Source organism: Parabacteroides sp. Y3-G-102 (assembly GCF_023656845.1).
Taxonomy (GTDB): Bacteria; Bacteroidota; Bacteroidia; order Bacteroidales; family Tannerellaceae; genus Parabacteroides; species Parabacteroides distasonis.
Genome location: NZ_JAMOKU010000048.1, coordinates 14,051 through 39,755, shown reverse-complemented (window position 1 = coordinate 39,755; position 25,705 = coordinate 14,051). Strand labels below are relative to the sequence as shown.

The following is a 25,705-nucleotide window of genomic DNA, read 5'->3' as shown; positions in this document are numbered from 1 at the left end:
TGGGGCAAGGGGATATTGTGGGCAGAAGTGGGTATTTCAGCCTCAATTTATCTGCTAATTCAGTGATGAGAGGACGTTTAGACGCAAGAAGGACGCTGAAGAGCTTAGTTGCGGATTTGAGGTAATATAGTTATTAGTGGCATTGATTCGACTACATTAGATTCCACTGAAATATTTGTATCCAAGCAGATATTACCAGCCAACACAGTCATTGAGATTGGTGATAAAAGTATAGAATCCCCGGATTATGGCTCTTGGATGTTTTTCATAAATAAGTATCCTTTATCCAATTGGGGACACTCTTGTAACTATATGTTTATCGGAAGTAACAATGGTGAAGTAGATATAATAGAGAGTAATTTCTACCCTACTAAACCATCATTGGCTGATATGGATAAAATAAAGTCTAGCGTAGTTACATTTGATGAGTCTGTTTTTGTCAAGCCTATGGCAAGGCCTCAGCTCCTTCAAACAAAGGCAACATATGATAGCAACAAATATGCAGTAATAATTAGTGGAGGAGGAAATCCCTCTGTCAATTACCCGAGATATTGGAACGATTGCTCTTCTATTTATCAGACATTGCTTTATACGTATAATTATGACTCTGCCCATATTACCGTTATAATGTCAGATGGAACGAGCAGCAACATCGATAGAAGCACTGGCGATTCTTCGCCGTTAGATTTAGACGGAAATGGAACAAACGATATACAATTTGCGGCGACAAGCAATAATATCAAGACTACTTTTAGCAATCTTGCGTCGAGGCTTACCTCCAACGACTATCTTTTTATTTTCACAATAGATCACGGAAATTATGACTCTTCCGGGAACTCTAGTTTAACATTATGGAACGATGAGAATTTGTATGCATCAACTTTCGCTCCTTGGGTGAATGCCATTAATGCCAAAGCGATCAATATCGTAATGGGACAATGTTTCAGTGGCGGTTTTATCTCTTATTTTAAAAATAATCCAAAGGTTTCCATATCAACGGCTTCCACTAAAGATCAGCCATCTTCTTCCATGAGTGACGGCCGTTACGATGAATTCGTTTACTATTGGACGGAGGCTGTCACGAAGAAAGCTTCTTCTGGATATATGGTAGGAGATGTTAACCAAGACGCTTTTACAACAGCTCATGAAGCATATGATTACGCAAGGACTCATGATAAGAAAAATGAAGATCCACAACACTATTCTTCGGATTTACTCTCTCATTTTTTAGCCCTAAATGGGATGAGAGCAAGAACTACGAGCGGAACGATTGCAGTAGAACGTGGAGAGACATTTAATTATTCCGGTATGGAAACTATCAACTGGACTATTCCCTTAAATTCACCTGTAAATATATCAATCAAATTCCCAACGAATATAGTGTACAAATGGAATTGCAGCAGTGGAAATCCCGGTAATTTTTATTCTTCATCATCTACAACAGCCTCTGTGTTAGCAAATTCAAGTAGCACATCGCCTATTGTCATTACAGCTAAAGCTGATGGCTCCACTTTAACGCAGACATTCCGCCTATATCTAAAAAACACCTATAGCATCATGAATGACAATTCATCTATACTAAATATCAATTTAGAGAATCAAGAAACTAACAATCTATTAAGTAAGTCGCAAGACTCTTATGAAATATACTCTATTAATGGAACAAAATGTAAGTCTGGATTACTAAATAGATACAATTCCATAGATATATCTTCTCTGGCGAATGGAATGTACTTTGTTACGATTCATAATTCGAATTCGATCTTGCAAAAAGAGCAATTCATCGTTAATCATTGAGAAATAAGAAGACTATCCGAGCCGGGTAAGAAATTCTCTTTACCCGCCCCATTTCAATCAGTCCTTGCAAGAGCGGGGATTGATACACGATACCCCCGAGGAGAAACGCCACGCCATGAGCCTCTTCGCCCATTGGAGACCACCGGGTCACCTGCCCATCAGCGAGGACTATCGGCTGACGATGGTGCGACAGCAGGCCATGGCATGGTTGCTGCGGAGGTATTTCGATGGGCTGATAGCTAAAGAGAAAGCATAAGAACGAGTAATATGCACTTGCATATCTGTTAATAATTCGCCAATAAAAACATTGATTTACAAAATATATAGTTATATTTGCATCGTCATGTGGCTATAGCGTTAGCTGAAAAGCATGGCGACATATTATGTATTAGAGCATCGAGTGTTATTCTGTGTCTTTTAAAATTCCCCATTTAACTCAGCCAGAATAACAAACTTCATGCTCACGCTGTTGTATTATCTCAAATATAATATAGGCGTGAGCTGTCGTTTGTTATGGCTGAAAGGGTATGGGGATACCTAAAAGACACATAACAATATAACGGCAGCTTCACGCTTTTTTTTGTGTCTGCCCATAAAAACTCTATTTTTCCAATAATTATACATTTGGCCTATAATTAATCGAATTTAACAACATGGCTTTTCGGAGGAAAAGTTTGGTTATTTAGTTAAATAAAGAAAAGAGCTATCTCGTTCGTGAGAATATAGGTAGCTCACTATTGTTTAACCTTTTTAATGCGTTCACATCCTATTGATGGTAGACTTGTGCCAATAGGCTATAGTTAAATTTTATCATCATTACCCATAATTTCCTTCAAACTATAATGGTATGATAAAAACTAATTGTACATTTAGGGCAATCCTATTTTAGTTGTTAACTAATTAAAACTGATTCAGAAACATGAGAACTTCTTTATTTATATTTTTCATGGTCATTTTTATTGGTTGTAGTGAAAATGACATTATCGATGAAGGGGAAAAACCAGAAGATCCTCAAGCCGAAATAGAGGTTTATTATGACCAAGAAAGTACAAGCTCAAGAAAACCTGATGCAGGCGCAAAAGTGTATTTGTATTATAACATTAATATAACGACAGCGTTTGGTGGCCTTGCATCTTATGAAGGAAATGGAATATTAAAGTATAAAAGGCATAATACAGTCATTAAGCCAGATTCTGTTTTATATACAGATTATTTAGGAAAGACTGTTTTTGATCTAAAGCCTATGGATGTGATGTCTATAGTGGCAGAAAGCTCTTATTTTCTAAATATGATAACCTATACAGTTTGCTTTCATCCAGATGAAAGCTTGAAAATAACATTTATATTCTCATAAGGCTAGGTACGCCCCTAGGTGATATAAAATGGGAACTATCCTTCTCACGCAAGAGAACACCCGGAAAGTATCGGACAAATAGACAACTCAACCCGAAAACCACCGAGGAAAGATTGTCCTCTTATTAAACTTCATCGTGCAATTTGATTATACAATTTAATAACGTACATTCGCGTACAAATAAATTAAATCTGTAGTCCGATGAGAACGCATTTACGCGAAAGCATGCTGGCGCTTCTTTTGATAGGTATCTTAGCCACGGGTTGCGATACCGGAACGAAGAAGGCTTCCGAAAACAGTATCACGTTTGATTCTATCAGCGTGGAAAAGACTTACCATTTGTTAGATAATCCGGATAATCCCAATTGCAATCTAGAGATCAAGTTCGTTTATCCCCGGAAATATTCGGATAAAGAGGTTCTTAAGAATCTACAGAGACAGTTCGTCTCCTCTTATTTCGGCGAGAATTATGAGCAATTATCCCCCGAGGAGGCGGTACGGAAATATACCGATGACTATCTGGCCGCTTATAAGGATCTGGAAGAGGATTACAAGGCTGAGGTGGCGAAATCCGACGAGACACCGGTGGGCTCTTGGTTCTCTTACTATGAGATGTCATCGGATGATATCGCCTTCAACCAAGACGATATCATCAGCTATACGGTAAGCTTCGAGAACTATACGGGCGGAGCGCATGGCGCGCATTCCTACAATAACCATGTAGTGAACCTCAAGACCGGTAAGCCGATCACCGAGGAGGAGATATTCGTGGACAACTATCAAGACAATCTGGCGCGAATATTGGTAGATCAGATCGCCAAGCAAAACAACGTATCCGACGCCAAGGAACTGGAAAATATCGGTTTCTTTAGCGTGGACGAGATCTTCCCGAACGGGAACTTCCTCGTAGACGAGACGGGTATCACCTATTCTTTCAACGAATATGAGATAGCGGCATACGTGGTAGGCGTCACGAACGTCCATCTCCCTTACAAGGAAATCCGCTATTTGCTGCGGGATGACAGCCCGATAAGTCAGTTAATTGAAAATTGAGAATTGAAAATTAATGATAGATAAACCTATAAACAGATGTCCTATGGAACAAAATACAGAGAAATTTTCAATTTTCAATTCTCAATTCTCAATTCTCACATCTTATTTCCCCGATCTCACCGACCGGCAAAAAGAGCAATACGCCGCCCTATATGACCTATATACGGATTGGAACGCCAAGATCAACGTGATCTCCCGGAAGGATATCGAGAACCTATATCCGCATCACGTGCTTCACTCGCTGGGTATCACCCATATGTTGCGTTTCAAGCCGGGTTCCTCGGTGATGGATCTGGGTACGGGAGGCGGTTTTCCCGGCATCCCCTTGGCGATCTTATTCCCGGAGACCCATTTCCATCTGGTAGACAGCATCGGGAAAAAAATCAAGGTGGGACAAGCCGTGGCCGAGGCGATCGGGCTGGAGAACGTATCCTTCCGCCATTGCCGGGGCGAGGAGGAAAAGCAGCTTTTCGATTTCGTGGTAAGCCGTGCCGTGATGCCTCTGGCGGATCTGGTAAAGATCGTCCGCAAGAATATAAAGAAAGAACAGATCAACGCGTTGCCCAACGGATTGATTTGCCTGAAAGGTGGAGAGCTGGCGCACGAGATATTGCCTTTCCGGAACCGAGCGATAAGCATGGATCTGAAAGACCATTTTAAAGAAGAGTTTTTTGAAACTAAAAAAGTAGTGTACGTACCCTTATGATTACGATAAAATCTTTCGAAGTAAACTATTTCTCCGAGAATACTTACTTGCTATACGATGATACCAAGGAGGCGGTCCTTATCGATTGCGGCTGCCTGCGCAAAGAGGAACAAAAAGAAGTAAGCGACTTTATCGCCCAGAACGGGCTGACGCTGAAACGTTACCTTTGTACGCACCTCCATCTGGATCATATATTCGGTAACGAATTCATCCATGACACCTACGGATTGAGCCCGGAAGCCCATAAAGCGGACGTGGAGGGCCTTCCCTCTCCCGAGGAGCAAGCCAAGGCATTCGGCCTGCCGATGAAGGCGAAAAGCATCCCGGTAGGGAAATATCTGGTAAACGGGGAAATCATAAAGTTCGGGAAATCCGAGCTGGCGGTATTGAGCGTTCCCGGCCATTCGCCCGGAGGCTTGGCTTTCTATAACAAGAAGAACGGTTTCGTGATCGTAGGAGACTCCTTGTTCGCCGGAAGCATCGGCCGTACTGATCTATGGGGAGGCAACCAAGATGTACTGCTTGCCGCTATCAAGGACAAATTACTGTCGTTGCCGGACGAGACCGTGGTATACCCCGGCCATGGCCCCGAGACACGAATCATTGATGAGAAATTAAATAATCCTTATTTATAAAATACTAGAATTATGGACACAAATAAGTTTGTAAACCGCCACGTGGGCATCTCAGCGGAAGATATTCCCGCTATGTTGGAGACGATTGGCGTGAAGTCTTTGGACGAGTTGATCGATCAGACCATTCCGGCCAACATCCGTTTGAAAGAGCCGTTGAACCTCCCGGAGGCCATGACGGAACGTGAGTTCGCCGAGCATATCGCCGAGCTGGCCTCCAAGAACGAGGTATTCACCTCTTATATCGGTATGGGTTGGTACGACACGGTTTGCCCGGCCCCGATCCAACGTAACGTATTCGAGAACCCAGTTTGGTACACCTCCTATACTCCGTATCAGGCGGAAGTATCCCAAGGACGCTTGGAGGCGTTGCTGAACTTCCAGACTGTTATCAGTGAATTGACAGGATTACCTTTGACAAACTGCTCGCTACTCGACGAGGCGACAGCGGCAGCCGAGGCGGTTACCATGTTCCATGGTTCACGTAGCCGTGCGCAGGTGAAAGCGGAAGCGAATACGGTATTCATCGACGAGAATGTGTTCGCCTCTACGCTGGCCGTCATCCACACCCGCATGGTCCCGCAGGGCATCCAGGTGGTAGTGGGCGATTATAAGAAATTCGAGTTCACGCCGGATGTGTTCGCCGCCATCGTACAGTTCCCGAACGCGGATGGTTCGATCGAGGACTATAAGGAATTCGTAGCCCGTGCGGGCGCCGCCGGAGCCAAGGTAGGCGTAGCCGCCGACTTGATGAGCTTGGTATTGCTGACTCCTCCGGGAGAATGGGGAGCGGATGTCGTATTCGGTAGCAGCCAGCGCTTCGGTATCCCGATGTTCTACGGGGGTCCTTCCGCCGCTTTCTTCGCTACGAAGGACGATTATAAACGTACGATCCCGGGACGTATCATCGGTATCTCCAAGGACGCTTACGGCCATCCGGCTTATCGCTTGGCCTTGCAGACCCGCGAGCAACATATCAAACGTGAGAAGGCTACGTCCAATATCTGTACGGCTCAGGCGTTGTTGGCTACCATGGCCGGCTTCTATGCCGTATATCATGGAGCGGAGGGGTTGCGTAACATCGCCGGACGGATTCATTCCACGGCCGGATTCTTGGCCAAGGAGTTGGAGAAACTGGGATATACGCAATTAAACAAGGATTATTTCGATACCTTGAAGATACAGCTTCCTTCACACGTGTCGGTGAACGCGCTGCGTGAGATCGCCTTGGAGTGCAAGGTGAACTTGCGTTACTTCGAGGCCGGACAAGTGGGCGTCAGCATAGACGAGACGACATTGCCTACGGACATAGGCGTATTACTATACATCTTCGCCGGAGCCGCAGGTAAAGACTATATGCTGGACGAGTCTATCCCCGCCCAGACTTATTTCGACGCTAAATTCGCCCGTACCTCCGATTTCTTGCAGCAAGACGTATTCAAGAAATATCATACGGAAACCGAGTTGATGCGTTACATCACCCGTTTGGGACGAAAGGATGTTTCCTTGGCTCAATCCATGATCTCGCTGGGGTCTTGCACGATGAAGCTGAACCCGGCTTCTACGATGTTGCCGCTTAGCCGTGCGGAATTCATGAATATCCACCCGTACGCTCCGGAGGAGCAAGTGGAGGGCTATACGGAGCTGATCGAGAACCTGTCTTCTTACTTATGCACGATCACAGGCTTCAAGGGCTGTACGTTGCAACCGAACTCCGGCGCCGCCGGCGAGTACACGGGTCTTCGTGTGATCCGTGCTTATCAGGAAAGCATCGGCCAAGGCCATCGTGATATCGTTTTGCTTCCGGCTTCCGCCCACGGAACCAACCCGGCCAGCGCTATCCAATGCGGATATAAGACCGTAACCGTTAAATGCGACGAGAATGGTAATATCGATCTGGAAGATTTCCGCGCGAAAGCCGAGGAGAACAAGGAGCGTCTGGCTGCCAGCATGATTACCTATCCGTCCACGCATGGTATCTTCGAGGTGGACATCAAGGAGATGTGCGACATCGTTCACGCTTGCGGAGGACAGCTTTATATGGATGGCGCCAACATGAACGCGCAGGTAGGATTGACAAATCCGGGTACGATCGGCGCCGATGTATGTCACTTGAACCTGCATAAGACCTTCTCTTCTCCTCACGGAGGTGGTGGTCCCGGCGTAGGCCCGATCTGCGTGGCCGAGCATCTGGTTCCGTTCTTGCCGCAGCATCCGGTACTTTGGGGCAGTGACTTGAATACGGTATCCGCAGCTCCTTATGGTAGCGCCGGTATCCTGCCGATCACGTACGCTTACATCCGCTTGCTGGGTACGGAAGGTCTTGAGACAGTGACGAAGACGGCCATCTTGAACGCCAATTACTTGGCCGCTAAGTTCAAGGATACGTACGGCATCGTTTATACCGGAGCGACAGGCCGTGTAGGTCATGAGTTGATCTTGGAATGCCGCACGGTAAAAGAGCGTTCGGGCATCGACGAGGGCGATATCGCCAAACGTTTGATGGACTTCGGCTACCACGCTCCTACCTTGTCTTTCCCGGTACACGGCACCTTGATGGTAGAGCCGACCGAGAGCGAGAGCAAGGCCGAGCTGGATCGTTTCGTAGAGGTAATGGAATGTATCTGGAGCGAGATCAAGGAGGTGGAGGAAGGCAAGGCATCCAAGGAGGACAACGTCTTGAAGAACGCCCCGCATCCGGAATACGAGGTGACCGCCGACGAGTGGAAACACGCGTATCCCCGCACGAAGGCCGCCTTCCCGCTGGAATGGTTGCACGACAGCAAGTTCTGGATTAACGTAGCCCGTGTAGATAACGCTTACGGCGACCGTAACTTAATACCGACTTTATGCGCTTGCGAGATATGAAGAAGCTCTTTATCGCTTTGGCGGCCGTCGCTCTGACGGCTTGCGTCAAGGCTCCCGAGAAAACAGTCAAGGTCTACGCATGGCAAGGCGAAGGTGGGAATACCACCGAGCAAACCTTACAGGCGGACTTTAGTAAATGGCATGCCCACGGAGTAGACGGGATGTGCTACAACGCCGGCCATGACACGGAGAAAATTCAGCGTGCCGCCAAAGCGGCCCATGCCAATGGCATGGAATATCACGCATGGATTCCCGCCATGTTGCAACATGGATTGGACTCCACCCTCTACGCCGTGAACCGGAAAGGCGAGTCGGCCTATTCCGTACAGGCGTATGTGCCTTATTACAAATGCCTGTGCCCGAACCAAGAAGGTACGGCGGAGTTCTTGCTGAATCTGTATGGCAAGGTAGCCGATATCCCGGAGGTGGATTATATCCGTTACGTGGATGTCATCTTAGCCCGCGGACTTTGGGAAAAATACGGATTGGTGATGGACGAGGAATATCCTACGGCGGACTATTGTTATTGCGACAAATGCGTGGCCGATTTCAAGGCCGCTACCGGTATCGACATCAAATCCGTAGAGGATCCTTCCAAATGCGAGGAATGGGCGCAGTTCCGTTGCGACCTCATCACGAAATTGGTAAACCGCATCGCCGACGAGGTTCACGGCAAAGGCAAGAAAGTGAGCGCCGCCGTATTCCCGGGGCCGGACTCTCACGCTAAATGGATGGTTCGTCAAGAATGGAATAAATGGAATATCGACGCTTTCTTCCCGATGAATTATAACGATTTCTATCTGGAGGACGCTTCTTGGCTGGCTCCGATCGTGAAAGAGGAGGTAGCCTCCGTGCAAGGCAAGAAGCCGGTTTATAGCGGTCTGTTCATCTGCGAGGATTGGCAGAACAAGGCGAATATCAAGGACCCGGAAGGCCACGGACTGATCCCGTCCGAGATCGAGGAGGCCGTAAGAGGCTCCATGGAAAACGGAGCGGCTGGCGTGGCGTTGTTTACGCCGGGCAACATGACGGATGAGCATTGGAAAGCTTTCGATAAGGCGATCCACCAACCGTATACCGTAAAGCCCTAATTCGTAATTACTATACGATAAAACAAAGACGAGGAGGCGCAGCTCTTCATTTTCTCACCTGCGCCTCCTCTTTTACTTATCCATCTAATCTATCTTACTAAATAAAAATATCATGACAACTAAGAAACAAGAGAAAATCAAGTTCAGTAAAGCGTTCTGGGTGGCGAACACCGTCGAGTTGTTCGAGCGAGCCGCTTATTATGGCGTATTTATCGTTATCACCCTTTATCTTAGCCGCATCTTAGGCTTTAACGACATTCAGGCTGCCAGCATCGCCGGTATCTTTTCCGCCTGTTTGTATTTGCTGCCCACGTTCGCCGGAGCATTGGCCGATAAGATCGGTTTCCGCAACTCGATGCTACTGGCTTTCACTTTGTTAACTTGTGGTTATCTAGGACTGGCAGTTTACCCTACTTGGCTTCAATCCGCCGGACTTGTTGAATACAGCACGACGACTACCTTTACGGGATTGCTGGAGAGCAATCTTCAGTACGGCATTATCCCTATCATGGCCTTGATCGTATGCGGCGGGGCTTTTATCAAGAGCGTTATCTCCGGTACGGTCGCTAAAGAAACTACGCCGGAAACCCGGGCAAAGGGTTTCTCTATCTTCTACGCGATGGTAAATATCGGGGCTTTCTCCGGAAAGACCATCGTGAAGCCGCTTCGCGAGGCGTTGGGTAACGAGGGGTTGATTACCTTGAACTATTTCTCGGCGAGCATGACGTTCCTTGCCTTGCTAGCCATCTGGTTCTTCTACAAAAGCGCCCAGCACTCGGGCGAGGGCAAGACGTTCGGGCAGATTTGGAACGCCTTGATCAAAGTTTGCAGTAATGGCCGGCTGATTACCTTAATCATCATTATCACCGGATTCTGGATGGTGCAACACCAGCTGTATGCCACGATGCCTAAATATGTGCTTCGTTTGGCCGGTGAGGGGGCCTCTCCTTCTTGGTACGCCAACGTAAACCCTTTAGTCGTAGTTCTGACAGTCAATCTAGTAACGCAGATGATGCGGAAGCGGACAGCGCTTACTTCCATGACGGTCGGTATGTTCATCATGCCGATATCCGCTCTTTGCATGGCATCCGGAAATATGCTAGACGGAAATACGAATATACTCGGCATGCACCCTGTTGCCTTCATGATGGTGGTAGGCATCGTGTTCCAAGGCTTGGCCGAGACATTCATATCGCCTCGCTTCCTCGAGTATTTCTCTTTGCAAGCTCCCAAGGGAGAGGAAGGTCTTTATCTTGGATTCAGCCATTTGCATTCCTTCTTATCCTCTATCTTTGGGTTTGGATTATCCGGATTCCTTTTGAGTAAATACTGTCCGGAACCTACCCTCTTCGCCTCTCATGAGGAATGGCTGACGGCTAGCGCAAATGCCCATTATATCTGGTATTATTTCGGAGCGATCGCTTTAGTCTCGGCTTTTGCCTTGATTATTTATGGCAAGGTGGTAGAACGCCTAGACGCAAAACAGGTACGAGGCTGATATCGTCTTAATAAACATACATATCTTCGTAAGAACTTGGTTTGTACCCGAGAGTAGTACAAACCAAGTTTTTTTCATATTTTAGTTTCTCTTTGGAAAACCATGAATGTCTTTAAAACACGACATAGGGTCAGTATGTTTTCATGTAATTAATTAAGGAGAGAAGCTATGGGACAATCCAAACAAAAGAACAAAAGCACGGCTCTTTTATTCATCGAGTACGTCAAGATACGTGCTCATAGCAAGAGGGAGCAGGGAAAGCTGAGTACCGCGGAACTATATGAGGTGGCGGGACGACATTTCGAGCGTTTCTTGGGGAAGAGCGTTTGCCGTATCAAAAATGTGACGGCGACACAGATCGCCGATTTCCACTGTTTCTTGCAGAAACTGGGGTTAAAGACCAACTCGGTCAATAGTTATATGAGTAGCCTGAGGGCGATCTACAACGCCGCCTTGTCCGAAGGGCTGGTGACCGTACGGGAGAACCCTTTCGCACGCTTACGCTTGAAAAGGGAAGAGACCGCCAAACGGGCCATCCCCTCCGAAGCCATCCGGGAGATAGCGGCACAGGACTTACGGGAGCGACCGGACCTTGAGCGGGCCGCTGACCTGTCGATTTTCAGTTTTATGGCCTTCGGCATGCCTTTCGTGGACATCGTGAACTTGAGAAAGGAAAATATCCGAGGCGGCGAGATCGTGTACAACCGCCGCAAGACAGGCACGCAGATCCGGATCGAAATCACCTCCGGCATGAAGGCCCTGATCCGGAAATACAGGAATGACACGCCTTTCATCTTCGACTTGGGGCTGACATCTCCGGATCACACCAATAATCAAGAATACAAACGGTTATTGAGCCGGCAGAACCGGGCCTTGAGGGAAATCGGCGAGCGGCTGGGGCTGAAGATCAAGCTCACCTCTTACGTCATGCGTCACACATGGGCCTCGGAGGCCTTGGCGCACCACGTCCCGGTTGCCGTGATTAGCCAAGCGATGGGGCATTCGTCCGAGAAGACCACCCGATGCTATCTCAGCTCGCTCGACCAGTCGGAACTGAACAAGGCGAATAAACAAATAACGAGATTCTTGAATAATCTGCTGAGGAAGGGATACGAGACTTATTTACGAAATAAGTCAAAACCGGATTAACAGCCCTATAATGAGTTGTTTGCGATTCAACAAGAAGCGACAAGGCAACTCTGTTATAGAACAACACGACAAAGTACGGTTTTATATATTAGAAAAACAAGCTTTTTTCTAATCTTTTTTAGCAAACAACCTTTTTCTCCCGAAAAGAGAAGTTCTGCATAAGGAATATTCACGTTTTTTTCCTTGATATAAGCCTTTTAGGCGCTTTTACCAAAAGGAGGGCAAAGGCTGTCCTTACCATCGTGCCTTTACGTTTTATTAACAAGCTCTTCTCACGCCTTTTGCCAGTCAAAAGAACTCCGTACACGAGGATGTATAAGAAAACCACGGTCGTTTACCGTTTTTTCGCTCCAATAACGAAACCGTTCGGCGATAGATCTATCTGCCGTAAACCTTATTTCGTAAATAAGGATCGTTATCACTATACAGGAAGAACCATATATCAAGCCCTTAGTGATGGATGAGAGACTGGAAGAACCAATGGAAACGCGAAGGCTTTTCCTGAAAATAGAGAGAGTGACTGGCCGTTAGGAAAAAACCGACCCAACTTCTGTATCCGGTAAGAACTACGACCCGTTCATAAGATGATTATTTACTTAATTCAATGAATACAATGAAAATGAAAAGGCTTTTCACGTTAATGGTATTTCTCTGCGCAGCGTTCCTCTCGCAAGCGCAGACTTCGCCGGGCGATGACAAGGGCGCCGTGGCGGCCATCAAGACCAATCTCCCGTACTGGGGAGTGGGCGGTACCTTCAACCTCGGCGCCGAGTTCCGGCTGGCACGGCACTGGACGCTGGACCTGGAGGCGGGACTCAACCCCTTCGACGGGAAGAACGACGACGGATCTTACGACCGTACGATGAAACACTTCCGGGCGCACCCCGAGTTGCGCTATTGGTTCTGCGAGTCATTCCAAGGGCATTTCCTGGGGCTTCACGTACCCTTTATCGCCTATAACTTCGCCGACCTGAAGGTTCTCGACCTCGAGAACGAGCGTCGCCAAGGCTGGGGAACAGGCGTAGGCGTCAGCTACGGATACCAATGGCTCCTGCACGAGCACTGGAACTTGGAGGCCACGCTCGGCGTAGGATACCTCTACCTCAATTACGACAAGTTCCCTTGCAAGAATTGCGGCAACAAGTCGGAAGACAACAAGAAGCACTACTTCGGCCCTACGCAGGCGGCCGTCAGCTTGATCTACTTATTCTAAAACACGCGAACTGATGAAAAGACGATTCTTACCCATAGCTCTGCTGCTGGCCGGATCCTTGGCGGCGGCGAACGCGTACGCGCAGGAGAACACGTTGCGCGTAGAGAAAAAACTCATCGAACGGTCCGGTGACTACCTGCTAGTAGACCTCACCCTCAACCTGAGCGACCTGGTGGTCCGCTCCAACCGGTCCGTCACCTACACGCCGGTCATCCAGCGGGGCGACAGCCTGAGGAGACTGCCCGCGCTGATCGTGAACGGGCGTAACCGCCAGATCTTATACGAGCGCACGGGGCGCGACATCGCCACCGACGGGGAGTTCGCTGTGCGCCGCAAGAACGGTACCGAGCAACGCTTCGACTACCACGCCCGCGTGCCTTACGCCCGCTGGATGGACGGTTCCGAGATGGCCTTGGCGATCGACGAGTGCGGTTGCGGATGGGAGGCCCTCAAGAACGACCGGAGCGCGCTCTTCCCGATCCACCTGAACCGGACCCCTCGGCCGCTCATGGCCTACGTGGCGCCGCCGGTGGAGGTGAAGAACCGGGCGAAGGAGGGTAGCGCGTTCCTCGACTTCCCCGTGAACCGCACGGAGATCCGCCCGGACTACCGCCAGAACTCGCGCGAGCTGGCGGCGATCCAAGAGACCATCGAGTCCGTGCGCGGCGATAAATACGCCACCATCACCGGTGTCAGCATAAAAGGATATGCCTCTCCCGAAGGCTCATACGCCAATAACGAACGTCTGGCCAAGGGCCGCTCCGAAGCCTTGCTGGCCTACGTGAGAGAGCGGTACGGCCTGGACGGCGCGGACACCGAGGCGAGCTACGAGGCGGAGGACTGGCAAGGGCTGGAGGCCCGCGTGGAACGCTCCTCGATGCCCGCCCGGGAGGCCCTGCTTGACGTGATCCGGGACGCTTCCATCGACGACCCGGACCGTCGCGAGGAGAAGCTGAGGGGCGTCGACGGGGGCGAGCCTTACCGCTACCTCGTAAAGGAGATCTACCCCGCCTTGCGCCACTCGGACTATAAGGTGAGCTACACCATCCGTCCGATCAGCGTGGAGGAGGCGAAGGAGTTGATTTACAACGACCCGAAACAGCTGAGCCTCGACGAGATGTTCCGCGTGGCGCAGACCTACGAGACGGGAAGCGCCGAGTTCAAGGAGGTGTTCGAGATTGCCGTGCGCATGTATCCGGACGACCCCGTGTCGAACCTCAACGCCGCCAACTCCGCCCTGCTGAACGGCGACACCGCCGCGGCGCACCGCTACCTGGCGAAGGCGCAAGAGGGACCGGAGCGTAGGCTGGCCGAGGGCGTAGCCGCTTGGCTGGAGGGCGACACCGACCGGGCGGCCACCATCTTCCGCACGCAGACGAACGACGCGCGGGTGGGCGAGCAGGCCCGGGCCAACCTGGAGCAGGTGGAGGATTGACCCGCCGCGGATGTCTTCCGAGATCTGCCGCGGACCTCGGAAGACTATTACATACAAACATACTAACTTTAATTAAACAATCTAACTATCTAACAATTAAACAACATGAAACTGAAAAGTACATTATGGGCACTCGCCTTCGCTTGCGCGGCGGTGTCTTGTTCGGACGATCTGGAGAGCGGGCCGAACGGTAACAACGGGAATGGCGAGGCGTTAGGTGAAAGCGCACTCGTAGCCGTACAGATCAATGCCGGTATCACTACGAAAGCCGGTAATGGCGAGGATGGCGATGGTTTCGAAAAGGGAGATATCGATGAAAGTGATATCAAGGACTTGACAATCTATTTATTTGAAAATAGTGGGAGTACGACTGATTTCGACTTCAAGAGCACGAGTACCCTTGTAGCGAAAGGATATACCGCGGCCACGGGATCCGAGGAAAATCCGGACGCAACCCATCCGACAACCGGAGGAACCGACCTTACTGAGACCAACCATGGCTGGCAAGCCACGATCGAGGTAACCATGAGCGACAAAGCCGCCAGTTTCGCCGGAAAAAAATACGGTGTAATCGCTATCACGAACATGGGTGGTTCTGACAAATTGCCGGCGATAGGTACGGGAACAAATCAAATCAGTACAGGTAACCAGCTGGCCAACTACTTGATTAACGATCTTCAAACCGAAAGTGGTTTTATCATGTCTTCCCATACCTTGGAAGACAACCAAAATCATGAATCTACCGTCACCTTCCCCGATCGTAGCTCCGACAATGTTCCGGAGGTTGAGGTATTCGTAGAACGCTTGGCCGCTAAAGTAAGAGTCAATGAATATAACAATAACTCAACTTTTGTTTATAACCCAACAGGCGCGACAACGGACAGGGTTGTCCTGAATAATGTAGCTATCTTCAACCAATTGAGTAGCGGATCTTATTTGCTGAAACGCGTGACAGAGGAGAACAACCAGTTCGATCCGACAACTGGCGACTTGAGCGATTTCTCTGATGCCACAAAAGACGAGTATCTAGGCGATGAGGAGGTAAACGCCAATAAATTATTACCTGTGCGCTTCGTGATCGATCCTTGGACTCGTGCGAAGACAGCAGAGAACGTAACAAACCTTGCCGCTATCAACTCCGCGACGGAAACCGGTTTCACGCCTAAGGCACTAAGTTACGACTATGCATATTGCGTGGCGAGTGGCCAAACATACCAGACCATCGGTGCGATCTGGAGCGGGTGGCAGAATGAACAGACAAAAAATATCATTCCGCTGAGTGGAAGAGAGGCGGATGACCTGACTTATCTATACACACGCGAGAATACCACTTCCAAGGCCGCGTCCTTGAACGGTTACTCTACCGGTGCCTTGTTCCAAGCCACTTATTATCCAAAACAGTGGATGGTAGTAGATGAAACCGATGGTAGCGTGGAAGCAACTAATGTCAGCAAAGAGACAGATATAGCTAAGCAAACCGCTCAAACATTCTATACCTATAACGACGATATTTTCAAGGATTACAAATCGGTATTCGCATACACCTTGGCTCGTATCTATGCGGAGGAGATAGGAGATGGCAAACAGCACCCGGGATATATCTTCTTCGACGGTTTCACGACAGCAGGATTGGGAAATATGACAGTCTCCGACTTCAAAAACTCTAAGACATTAGCCTCGGCAGCGGATCCGTTCGGTTATTTGAAGGCCTTGAAAACAGCCGTAGAGGCAGAGACGGACGGTGATAAAAAGATGAATACAGTAACAGGCGTTAAATCATTCGAGGACTTCATGGATGAAAATGGAGGCAATGACATGGTCGAGATCAATAAGCTCGTGAAAGTCTATACCAATGGCGTTTGCTACTATCCGTACTGGATCCGTCATGAGAATAATGACGATCAGCATGTGATGGGCGTGATGGAGTTTGACATCGTTCGTAACAATATCTATGATATCTCTGTTTCCGAGATCAAAGGATTAGGCCTTTCCGAGGTGGATGTCCCGGATCCGACAGACCCGGACGAGAGCGGAGACGCGCAACTGACTGTCATTCTTAACGTGAAAGACTGGGTGGTTCGCTCCAACAGTGGCGTCAGCCTGTAATCCTATTCCTCCCCTCCGGCCCTCCGCCGGAAGGGAGGAACCTATATATGCCACCGGGGAAATCCCCGCTTCCTACATACATGACCCTATAGCACGGTTGGGATTGTCGTCCTTCCCATCAGCGATTGACGGCAGGGCGGCCCCCCGGTGGACATTAAATTATCTTTGGCAGTAAACAAACAACGTTTAAACAGATATGAACAGATTCTCCAATTTATTAATCAAATCGATCGGCGCGCTGACGCTGACGGGACTCGCCGCGTGCGACTATATCCACGATGACTCCATCGCCCCTTGCGAGTACCGGCTGCGCCTCGTGTACGATTACAACATGAAATTTGCCGACGCCTTCCAACGCGAGGTGGATAAAGCCGCATTGTTTATCTGCGACAACAAGGGTAATTTTATCCGGCGGCAAGATATCGAGGGAGCGGAGTTGAAAGCGAACAGCATCGCGATGGACCTCGAGCCCGGTACTTACCAAGTGCTCACTTGGGCCGGACTGGACGAGAGCTCCTACCAATGGCCCGAGCTCACCCCCGAATCCTCCACCATCGAGGAGATTCGCGTCAAGACGCTACGGGAGGCCGACGCTACCCAACCCAATGAACTGACACCCCTCTGGCACGCGCTCGACACGCTGGTCATCACCGGCGACCGCCACGAGGAGAAAGAGATATCGTTGGCGAAGAACACCAACAAGCTGCGCGTCGTCTTGCAAGATACCGAGGGATACAGCATGGACGTGAAGGACTTCTCCTTCCGGATCGTGGCCGACAACGGATACATGGACTATGACAATACCCTGCTCGACGACGACACGATCTCCTACCTGCCCTACCATACGGAGAGCGTCGACATCGCCGCCGGATCCGCGGACGACCAGATCAACGGGAAGCCCGCCAACCAGTACGTGGCCGTGGCCGAGCTGAACACCATGCGGCTCATGGCCGGCGAGAACTACCGCCTCATCGTGCGCCACAAGGATTGGAAGAACGACGTGCTGAACGTCAACCTCAACCAATACCTCCTGCTCACCCAGATGGAGGGGCACGACATACCGGCGCAGGAATACCTGGACCGGCAGGACGAGTACTCCATCGTATTCTTCCTCACGCCTATCATTTGCCCGGACTGCCCCGATCCGGACCCCGATCCCGATCCCGATCCGGAGCCTGATCCGGACCCGACACCCGATCCGGACCCGGAAATCCCCGATCCCGAGGTGCCCATCGTAGGCTACGCCTGCTACAAGGTACAGGTGAAAGACTGGGTGATCCGACTCAACAATGGCGAACTTTAAAAACACGTAAACAAGAATGAGAAACAAACGATATTTTTCCATCCAGACAGCGGCAGTGGCGTTCACGCTACTGCTTCTGTCGTTCCTGCCCGCCTGCTCCGACGAGAACGGCGGCAACAGCCCGGACATACCCGACGGCAAGCTATACACCCTGACCATCAACTTGCGAAGCAAGGAGAACGCGCTGCCCACTTATACGAAAGCTGACCCCAACCATGACAATTTCGAGCGTCATATCCTGAACTGGTGGTTGATTATAAAAGGAAACGGCACTGATAATAAGGACTTTTATAAGTACATGACGGATGATCCTCAATCTGATAACCCGGCCGATTTCTCCGAGACCAGCGTCAAGGCAGAGCTCCCGGCCGGACAATACAAGATCTACGCCCTCGCGAACCTAAGGAGTTTGACAAACGCGCAGGAAGTGATCGAGGCTATCGAAGCTGGAACGCTTCCTACCGACAAAGGCGTATCCCTTCCCCCCATGACCCGTTTCGACGAGCAAAGCAACTACATCCCCATGACCAGTTACGGCTACGAGGTGGAAGTCAGCGAAAACACACCGGAACTGGCGATCCCCTTGATCCGCCTGATAGGCAAGGTGACACTTACCGTCACGAATTATCAAAGCAGCCCTATCACATTAAACGGACTTTCCTTAGATGGATTGCGCGCTGACGAACAGCCTATATTCTTGTTTCCTTACGATATAGACGAAGCGGGAAACCCGCGAAATTTGCTACAAGCGGATGTGCAAGAAAGCTATAAGCCAAAATTCCCCGAAGATGCATGGGGACAGACAATGTCCAAAGTTTTCGTAACGGAAGGCGAAGCGGTCGAGATCGCCAACGAAGGCGCAGTGACTTATACCTCATATGTCAACGAGACCGCCTCTCAAGGCAACTCAGACTTAACGATCACCACAAAGATAGACGGCCGTAACGACCAGCCCCAGTCATTCGATATCGACTTCATCCGCCGCAACGATTGGCTACAGATCCCGGTCAACGTGACAGACGCTGATATCGTGATCGAATTCGACCAGCAGCACATGCCGATCGGCGGCCTACCGCGATCCATCCATTTTCCATCGGGCCCCATCGTTCCGCAAGGAGCGTATGAGACAGATCATGCCGGCGATATCACGATTACTTATAGGTTAACAAACGTATCCAGCTTTACCAGCCCGGTGTTCAAGCATTATAAAGACAACTTCGTAGGCAGTGAGATCTATTCAAGTGCCGTCTTGCTGACAAATGGCGAAGAGAGCGAGCATACGAATTTGCTTATCAATACACCGAAGGATAACACTTACGCTCCTTGGTTAGACAAGAGTAAAAAAGCTTTTAAATTACCGGAGGAGAACGCGGCAGAAGGTTCTTTCAAGGTCACCGCCCAAGAGCTATCCATCGCGGCGGAAGCGACTATCCAATTAACCTTGGTTATCGTAGAGCAAGATCCCCAAACAAATGGAAATCGGGAAATCGCCCTACCTTACACCATAACCCTAAAAAATAAGGAAGGAGGTAACTCATGAAGAAACACTATACATTATATAATATAGGCAAGCTACTCATCTTGTCCTGCGTGCTCCTGCTCGGGGGAACCGAGGTGGCGATGGGGCAGATTCAGGACGAAGGTATAACTCCGGATAATACCATCGAGGAGATATTGTATGTAGTTCCTAATCAGAATATAGAAGTACGTACTCAAGATGACGGTGACAATACAGGGATGTACGGATATATCCGATGGTCTGTTGAGGATGCAAACGGAAATAAGACAATTAACGGTATATCCAATGATAATTTGACTAAGTATACCAATGGCTTAGCAACCACTTCAACCGGTACTACAGGTTCCGCCGGATATGTAACGTGTAATTTTACGCAAGCGCAAGTAAATGCAGATACGAAACTTGTTTATGAAGCCAGTTCGGTCAGAGCGGAAACAGGAAGTTCTGGTAGGGATCGCTATATCCGCCCTCGAGCGATCGGTATCCGTCACGTGTTTAAAATAAAAGATGCGAGTGAGAGGGTTGATGCATTAAGAGAAAAGCAATCTGCATTAGAAGAGTTAGGTATCAGAGAGAATAATCTTGAACCACTGCGGGAAGCCTCAGATCCTTCAAAGTATGTATTAAATGCGTATGATATCTATTTACCGGCAGGTGCCACATCAAATTTTCGTTTGCCGGAAGAATTGCGGAACTATTTCGTTCCAAATGGTAATAGATCAGCTCAAGCTCTATACGTTCGTTGGACGATCAATAGGTACGATGGAAGAACGTGGACTACTGCTACTCCTTCGATAGGCAACAACGGAAGCAACATTACGGAAGTATCCTTTAATAACAATACAACAAGAGCCTGTATCTTGGCAGAGGTTAGCAACTCAAGAAACGGTGAATGGTATCCCGTCTCTTTCCTTAACATCTCCTTGGAAAAGAGGGCTGGTGCCATGACGAAAGAAGCTTTGAATAACCTCAGTGAAGCTGAAAAGAATGCGTATAAGCATCGCTTCGAGGATGAGTTATTGGGTAACACAGCCCTCTATCAGCGAATAGAGCATATCTCTTTCGAAAAAGAAAACGAGATTTTAACGGGAAATGTTGAGAGCTATTTACGCAGTAATTTGACAGAGAATTTCACGTCTAAACCATTCACGACAGAGGATGGTAAAGCTATCGATTCCTATTACGCGTTCGCCCACCCGGAGATGCATGCGTACAGAGGTAACGAATTGAAGGTTATGAAGGGTGAATACGCTCTGTATCGAACGTTGAACTATCCGGAGATTTCAAGAGCTAGTACAAGCACTACCAAACCAAGCCAAGGTGCGACTGAGGTAAATGGCGCCTATTATACGGATTACTTTCCACAACAGTACAACAGGAGGGTTACTGACCGTCTGTGGGAAAAGACCAATGGAAGTGAATCCGGCTATTTCATGTATATAGACGCCTCGGAAATACCCGGTGTTATCGCTAAAATACCAATCAGCGGACTTTGCCCGAATACGAGTCTTATCGTAAACGCTTGGGTCTGTGACGTAACAGAGGGTAACGGCAGAACACCGGCTAATATAGGATTTACCCTAAAAGGAAAAGACAAAGATAGCGGTACGGAAACGATCTTGGCCAAATATTATAGCGGGGCATTATCTACAGCGGATGATGGTACTACCGCTCAATGGCAACAAGTCTCCTTCAAATTCTCTTTCTCGAATACAGAGATCGGTACATCCGATGAATTCGTCCTGGAAATATCCAGCAACTGTGAGAGCTCCAATGGTGCCGACTTCGGTATCGACGAGATCTCCGTATTCAAGACATTGCCGGCCATCACCTCTCAGCGCGAGGACGCTTGCGAATCCTCCGTGCTGATGGTTAGCACGGACTACCAAACGCTACAGAGTAACATGACGTGGGATATCGATTTGCATGCCATTGATGAGAACGAATTGAGCAATCCTGATTACCGTAAATACCGCTACGGCTTGATGGGCAACGATCCTTATGCGCCGGTGGACGATATCTTGCACTCGAATGTCGGTAATGTCTACTTCGCTTTTACGGAGAAAGAAAGCAACGGTAAAGTAGGCAACTGGATCGTGCTTAACAAGGACTTGACATCGAATCCAGAATTGTCAGACTTGGGCTTGCAATATACCATGCGCGTGGCCGTACAGACAGATATGAATTCCGTAGGAGCGGATGGTCCGATGATCCCCGACAACCCCGAGGATGCCAAGAGAAGCGAGATCATCATGAACATACGTGCCATGAACGATTTCCTGGAGGATGTGAAACGTGATTACTGGAAGGATCACGCAGACGATGGGCATGTGAAAGAGTTGGAGCAGTTGATCGGAGAGTTATGTGTATTGGAACCATCTACTGGTAGTGAAGCTGATGGTGCCGAGGATCCGAAAAGGATTAAAGACGATAGTTTCAAGACGGACGCAATTATAAGCAACGCAGCAGTCACTATAAATGGTGTGGAAAAAAGATTAGGAGACGAATACGAGAAAGCCGTAGTAGATCTATACGCCTGCTTGGAAATCCCTCGCATCCGCTGTCCGTGGCGCAGTGAAGACAACACGATCTTGTATCTGAGCGAGATTGACGTGCATAATACCGACCTGCGTTTCGCCGGAGAGAAATATAAAGACGGAGACGAGGAGAAGGTCGCTAGCGGTGAATACTATGTCGTATTGTTTAGCGCGAGACAAATCGCGACAGCCAATGGTGAGGAAGAGCAGGTCCTCGATCTGGATAGCGAGTGCGCTTTGAAGAATACAATCTATGTGATGCCTTCCACTACGATCGCCGTGCAAACGGAGACGGATGATAACGTGATCGCCTGTGTAGGCAGTATTCAATCAGTGAATGCCAACTTACGGGTAGCGAGAGTTGACGAGGTCGGTAATATCGTAAGTCCTGATTTGGTCTCTTTCGAGGAGGCATATCCAAATCATAGTTATACCTTTGATTGGTACTTAGGGACAGAGGAGCAGTTTGCTGCTATTTGTCAGGATGTAGGAATTGGAAATTTGCCTTTAGAAGATCTGCAAGATATTATCGGCAAACTGCGGAAAGGATTACCGGAAAATGAGTCTACCGAAAGATTTGATGTGGATGACGTAACTCGTTCATCATTGGATGACAAAGAAAAGAGTCTATTGATAAGACTTTTAGGCGGCAATGGATACGAACCTTTGCTGGCCTCGGGAAATGGAGAAGTACAGTTCCGCTTTGTGGAGCAAGTTTACGCCATGCCTTATATTCCGGATATCGAGTCTATAAGAGAGGACGCGGGGGGAAATCAGACTGTCTTGACAAGAAGTTTCTGCGCGGAAGGAGAATGGATTCCCTTGGCGGAGGGTACGGATGTGCCGGAATTGAATGTCGGATTCCCCGATGTCGATTACACCGCTGTAAGCTTGACCAACGTCCCGTTGCGTTTGGGACTTGTCAATTTGAAGGACAATAGTCGTGAATTGACGATCCCGATCCAAAACAAGATAGATTTTGGCGTAGAAGGAGAGAACCATGTATTGAGAGCGCTCAATAGTCTTGAAAAAAAGAAAGTCTTCTTGCAAAGGAGTGGAGATCTTTATGAGGAAGTGGGAGAGTTAATCTCGCTCTTTGCCCAAAACAGGGAGTCCGGGGACGGAAATAGCTTGACGTTGAAATTTAATATGACTGAATCGGAGGTTGAGGGCCTCTTCAAGGAAGGAGAAACCTATTCCTTATACATCCCCTTCGGCGAATATGAAAACGAGGACGCTACGCAGCCTATTGAGGGCTCCTGCGAGGGAACGGCTTACTTGCAAATCAAGATCGTTCCCGAGTACCTGACTTGGGAAGGTGAGGCCGATGCCGTTTGGTATAACGATAACAACTGGAATCAATCCACGAAAGCGGATTTGTATATGGGTAATAAAGACCAAACAGACGCCAACAGTGATGATGACGTGACGAACGCCTTTACCCCGCTGTACTTCACGAAGATCACGATTCCGGAGAATAAGATATTGAACTTATCCCCAGAGAATGGTGGAACATTGGATCTTGGAACAACCACCAATATCCAATACGACATGGCCGTTAACAACACAGGAGCCGGCAATTCCATAGAAGTCGTTCCCTACTACGGCAACAAGGTAGACCAAATCTACTTCAAGCCGGAAGCGAAGTTGATGAATCAACACCGGCTGGATTATGTGAAGGCTTGGGTAGAATTCGAGATTGCCAACAACGCGAAACGCTGGATGGCCTCCCCGCTGCAAGACGTGTACGCCGGGGATATCTACGCTCCTAAAGCAAACGGTAAGGAAGATACGGAAGCATTCAAGGATATCGAGTATAATACGGACTCCTACAGCCGCTGGACCCCGGCCTTCTATCAAAAGGCGTGGAATCAGGCGATCGAATATGCGACGGACAATGAAGGAAACAGAGAATCTGTAGCAGCCGTTCAATCCAACTGGAGCATCGAATACAATGACGTAAGTGTTCCTTACACGATCGGTAAAGGTTTCTATTTGAGCGTGGAGGATGTACCTGCCGGAAATGGAGGTGATGGAACAGCCTTGGTACGCCTTCCGAAAGCGGACGCTGTTACAGACTATAAATATGAGGAGGCTACGAAAGCATCCGTTTTAAGAGCGGATGACACTTCCAAAGCTAACTCCGGAAGACTGGTTGAATTATCATCAAATGATTCCTATATACTTACATTGGATAAGGACGTAGATGGTGACGGTACCCACTTCTTGGTAGGAAACCCGTTCATGACGTATCTGAATATGGAAACCTTCTTGGATGTAAATAAAGAGGTATTAGCCCCCAAATACTGGACATTGGCAAACGGCGCACCGGATGCCTCGGTAGGCACACCGGACGTAGACTTTGAGGGTGGAAACACGAATGGCACGGTAGCCCCGATGCAAGCATTCTTCGTGGAGCTGAAGAGCGACGCAGCAAAGGCAAGTACAGATGCGAACATCACCTTCACCCCCGCCATGATGTCGGCAACCGGAGCATCCGCGACCGAGGCGACCACCAAATCCGCCTCCGCCACCAACCCGGTCATCACCCTGACCGCCGAGCGCGGCGACGTGAAGAGCAAGGCCAGCCTGCTGACCTACGACAAGGCCGACAACGGCTATAAGGCCGACGAGGACGCGGTCGTACTCCTCGACTCCGAGCTGGACGCACCGATGGTCTACACCGTATCCGGCAGCAAGGCGGCGCAGGTGAACGCCGTGAAGTCCATCCGAAACATCGGCCTCGGTGTCTATAACGAGACCAACGACGAGGTGACGCTGACCATCGAGGGACTCAGCCGCCTGGCCGAGCCGCTCTACCTCTACGACGCCCATACACGCAAGAGCGTGAAACTGGAAGACGATAGCTACAGCCTGCAAGTAGCCGGCGACAGCCACGGACGTTACTTCCTTCGCGATAGCGAGCTAGGATCCGAGCTGGAGAACACGATCTCGATCTACTCCGCACGACGCGGACAAGTGATCGTCTCCTCCCTCCGGCCGGTGAAGGAGATCAAGGTATTCGGCCTGAACGGTTCGCAAGTGCGTCAGTTCTCCGTGAACACGACGCAATACAGCTTCGACCTGCCCGCCGGTATCTACATGATCCACGCCAGCGACGGCGAGCAAGCCCATACGGAGAAAGTAATCGTTCGATAAATCAATCTACCTAATTATCTTAAACAAGCAGAAAGCCCCGGTGCCCTTTGCGGCATCGGGGCTTTCTCATTTCCCCCCCTCCCCCAACCGCCGCCGGCAAACACCGGTATAGGCATCGGGCCAAAACAGTAGTGGCGTAAGCCCACACCGATAGTGCTTACGCCACATGCCGATACCGATAGTTTCTTTAATGGCCTGCCCCTTAGTATTCCCGATACAAACAGTACTTTTGTCATAAATCCCGGAAGGAGGCTGTCATCACATGCTAGTGTTTTCTGCTCAAAC

General features: G+C 49.1%; 15 protein-coding genes. All 15 read left to right on the top strand.

The genetic code is table 11. From position 1 onward, the window contains the following. The first annotated feature begins 390 nt into the window (after positions 1-390). The 15 genes from NBH16_RS19100 to NBH16_RS19030 all read left to right on the top strand — a co-directional run bounded on the left by NBH16_RS19100 (position 391) and on the right by NBH16_RS19030 (position 25,420). Positions 391-1,797, top strand: coding sequence for a C13 family peptidase (locus tag NBH16_RS19100; RefSeq protein WP_250788971.1), 1,407 nt, complete (start codon positions 391-393; stop codon positions 1,795-1,797). 919 nt (positions 1,798-2,716) lie between these two features. Next, positions 2,717-3,151, top strand: coding sequence for a hypothetical protein (locus NBH16_RS19095; RefSeq protein WP_048927749.1), 435 nt, complete (start codon positions 2,717-2,719; stop codon positions 3,149-3,151). Positions 3,152-3,352: 201 nt separating this feature from the next. Further along, positions 3,353-4,204: a DUF3298 and DUF4163 domain-containing protein gene (locus NBH16_RS19090; protein ID WP_005855566.1), complete on the top strand. Its 852-nt coding sequence runs from the start codon at positions 3,353-3,355 to the stop codon at positions 4,202-4,204. 13 nt (positions 4,205-4,217) lie between these two features. After that, positions 4,218-4,910, top strand: a complete 693-nt coding sequence (gene rsmG / locus NBH16_RS19085) for a 16S rRNA (guanine(527)-N(7))-methyltransferase RsmG (RefSeq protein ID WP_172618157.1) — start codon at positions 4,218-4,220, stop codon at positions 4,908-4,910. Next, positions 4,907-5,545, top strand: coding sequence for an MBL fold metallo-hydrolase (locus tag NBH16_RS19080; protein ID WP_044545423.1), 639 nt, complete (start codon positions 4,907-4,909; stop codon positions 5,543-5,545). Before rsmG ends, NBH16_RS19080 begins: the two co-directional genes overlap by 4 nt. Positions 5,546-5,557: 12 nt before the next feature. Next, positions 5,558-8,410 carry an aminomethyl-transferring glycine dehydrogenase gene (gcvP, locus tag NBH16_RS19075; RefSeq protein WP_057327316.1) on the top strand — a complete coding sequence of 951 codons (2,853 nt, stop codon included), beginning with the start codon at positions 5,558-5,560 and terminating at the stop codon, positions 8,408-8,410. Further along, complete coding sequence (locus NBH16_RS19070) at positions 8,407-9,501, top strand: glycoside hydrolase family protein (protein ID WP_250788970.1); 1,095 nt, start codon at positions 8,407-8,409, stop codon at positions 9,499-9,501. Before gcvP ends, NBH16_RS19070 begins: the two co-directional genes overlap by 4 nt. A 112-nt stretch (positions 9,502-9,613) precedes the next feature. Further along, on the top strand, positions 9,614-10,999 hold the full coding sequence (locus NBH16_RS19065) for an MFS transporter (RefSeq protein ID WP_048927746.1): 1,386 nt from the start codon (positions 9,614-9,616) through the stop codon (positions 10,997-10,999). A gap of 168 nt (positions 11,000-11,167) precedes the next feature. Then, entirely contained in the window at positions 11,168-12,148 is a 981-nt protein-coding gene (locus tag NBH16_RS19060) for a tyrosine-type recombinase/integrase (protein WP_048927745.1), read from the top strand. A 619-nt stretch (positions 12,149-12,767) separates the two neighbouring features. Then, a complete protein-coding gene (locus NBH16_RS19055) occupies positions 12,768-13,361 on the top strand; it encodes a DUF3575 domain-containing protein (RefSeq protein ID WP_044545715.1) in 594 nt (197 codons plus the stop codon). Positions 13,362-13,374: 13 nt separating this feature from the next. Further along, on the top strand, positions 13,375-14,796 hold the full coding sequence (locus tag NBH16_RS19050) for a DUF3868 domain-containing protein (protein ID WP_053093251.1): 1,422 nt from the start codon (positions 13,375-13,377) through the stop codon (positions 14,794-14,796). Positions 14,797-14,901: 105 nt separating this feature from the next. Then, a complete protein-coding gene (locus tag NBH16_RS19045) occupies positions 14,902-16,902 on the top strand; it encodes an Mfa1 family fimbria major subunit (protein WP_048927744.1) in 2,001 nt (666 codons plus the stop codon). 196 nt (positions 16,903-17,098) lie between these two features. Continuing rightward, positions 17,099-18,205, top strand: coding sequence for a FimB/Mfa2 family fimbrial subunit (locus NBH16_RS19040; protein WP_122382767.1), 1,107 nt, complete (start codon positions 17,099-17,101; stop codon positions 18,203-18,205). A gap of 16 nt (positions 18,206-18,221) precedes the next feature. Next, complete coding sequence (locus tag NBH16_RS19035) at positions 18,222-19,745, top strand: hypothetical protein (protein WP_048927742.1); 1,524 nt, start codon at positions 18,222-18,224, stop codon at positions 19,743-19,745. Continuing rightward, the gene (locus NBH16_RS19030; protein ID WP_083434121.1) at positions 19,742-25,420 is read left to right on the top strand and encodes a T9SS type A sorting domain-containing protein; all 5,679 of its coding nucleotides are present in this window, start codon (positions 19,742-19,744) and stop codon (positions 25,418-25,420) included. The genes NBH16_RS19035 and NBH16_RS19030 overlap by 4 nt, the downstream gene beginning before the upstream one ends. Positions 25,421-25,705 lie beyond the last annotated feature (285 nt).

Bases quoted from the DNA above. Each gene is read 5' to 3' on its own strand.
- NBH16_RS19095 (WP_048927749.1), top strand. From the start codon at position 2,717: ATGAGAACTTCTTTATTTATATTTTTCATGGTCATTTTTATTGGTTGT.
- NBH16_RS19060 (WP_048927745.1), top strand. From the start codon at position 11,168: ATGGGACAATCCAAACAAAAGAACAAAAGCACGGCTCTTTTATTCATC.
- NBH16_RS19090 (WP_005855566.1), top strand. From the start codon at position 3,353: ATGAGAACGCATTTACGCGAAAGCATGCTGGCGCTTCTTTTGATAGGT.
- NBH16_RS19065 (WP_048927746.1), top strand. From the start codon at position 9,614: ATGACAACTAAGAAACAAGAGAAAATCAAGTTCAGTAAAGCGTTCTGG.
- NBH16_RS19040 (WP_122382767.1), top strand. From the start codon at position 17,099: ATGAACAGATTCTCCAATTTATTAATCAAATCGATCGGCGCGCTGACG.
- NBH16_RS19055 (WP_044545715.1), top strand. From the start codon at position 12,768: ATGAAAAGGCTTTTCACGTTAATGGTATTTCTCTGCGCAGCGTTCCTC.
- NBH16_RS19035 (WP_048927742.1), top strand. From the start codon at position 18,222: ATGAGAAACAAACGATATTTTTCCATCCAGACAGCGGCAGTGGCGTTC.
- gcvP (WP_057327316.1), top strand. From the start codon at position 5,558: ATGGACACAAATAAGTTTGTAAACCGCCACGTGGGCATCTCAGCGGAA.
- NBH16_RS19030 (WP_083434121.1), top strand. From the start codon at position 19,742: ATGAAGAAACACTATACATTATATAATATAGGCAAGCTACTCATCTTG.
- NBH16_RS19070 (WP_250788970.1), top strand. From the start codon at position 8,407: ATGAAGAAGCTCTTTATCGCTTTGGCGGCCGTCGCTCTGACGGCTTGC.
- NBH16_RS19050 (WP_053093251.1), top strand. From the start codon at position 13,375: ATGAAAAGACGATTCTTACCCATAGCTCTGCTGCTGGCCGGATCCTTG.
- NBH16_RS19045 (WP_048927744.1), top strand. From the start codon at position 14,902: ATGAAACTGAAAAGTACATTATGGGCACTCGCCTTCGCTTGCGCGGCG.
- NBH16_RS19080 (WP_044545423.1), top strand. From the start codon at position 4,907: ATGATTACGATAAAATCTTTCGAAGTAAACTATTTCTCCGAGAATACT.
- NBH16_RS19100 (WP_250788971.1), top strand. From the start codon at position 391: ATGGATAAAATAAAGTCTAGCGTAGTTACATTTGATGAGTCTGTTTTT.
- rsmG (WP_172618157.1), top strand. From the start codon at position 4,218: ATGATAGATAAACCTATAAACAGATGTCCTATGGAACAAAATACAGAG.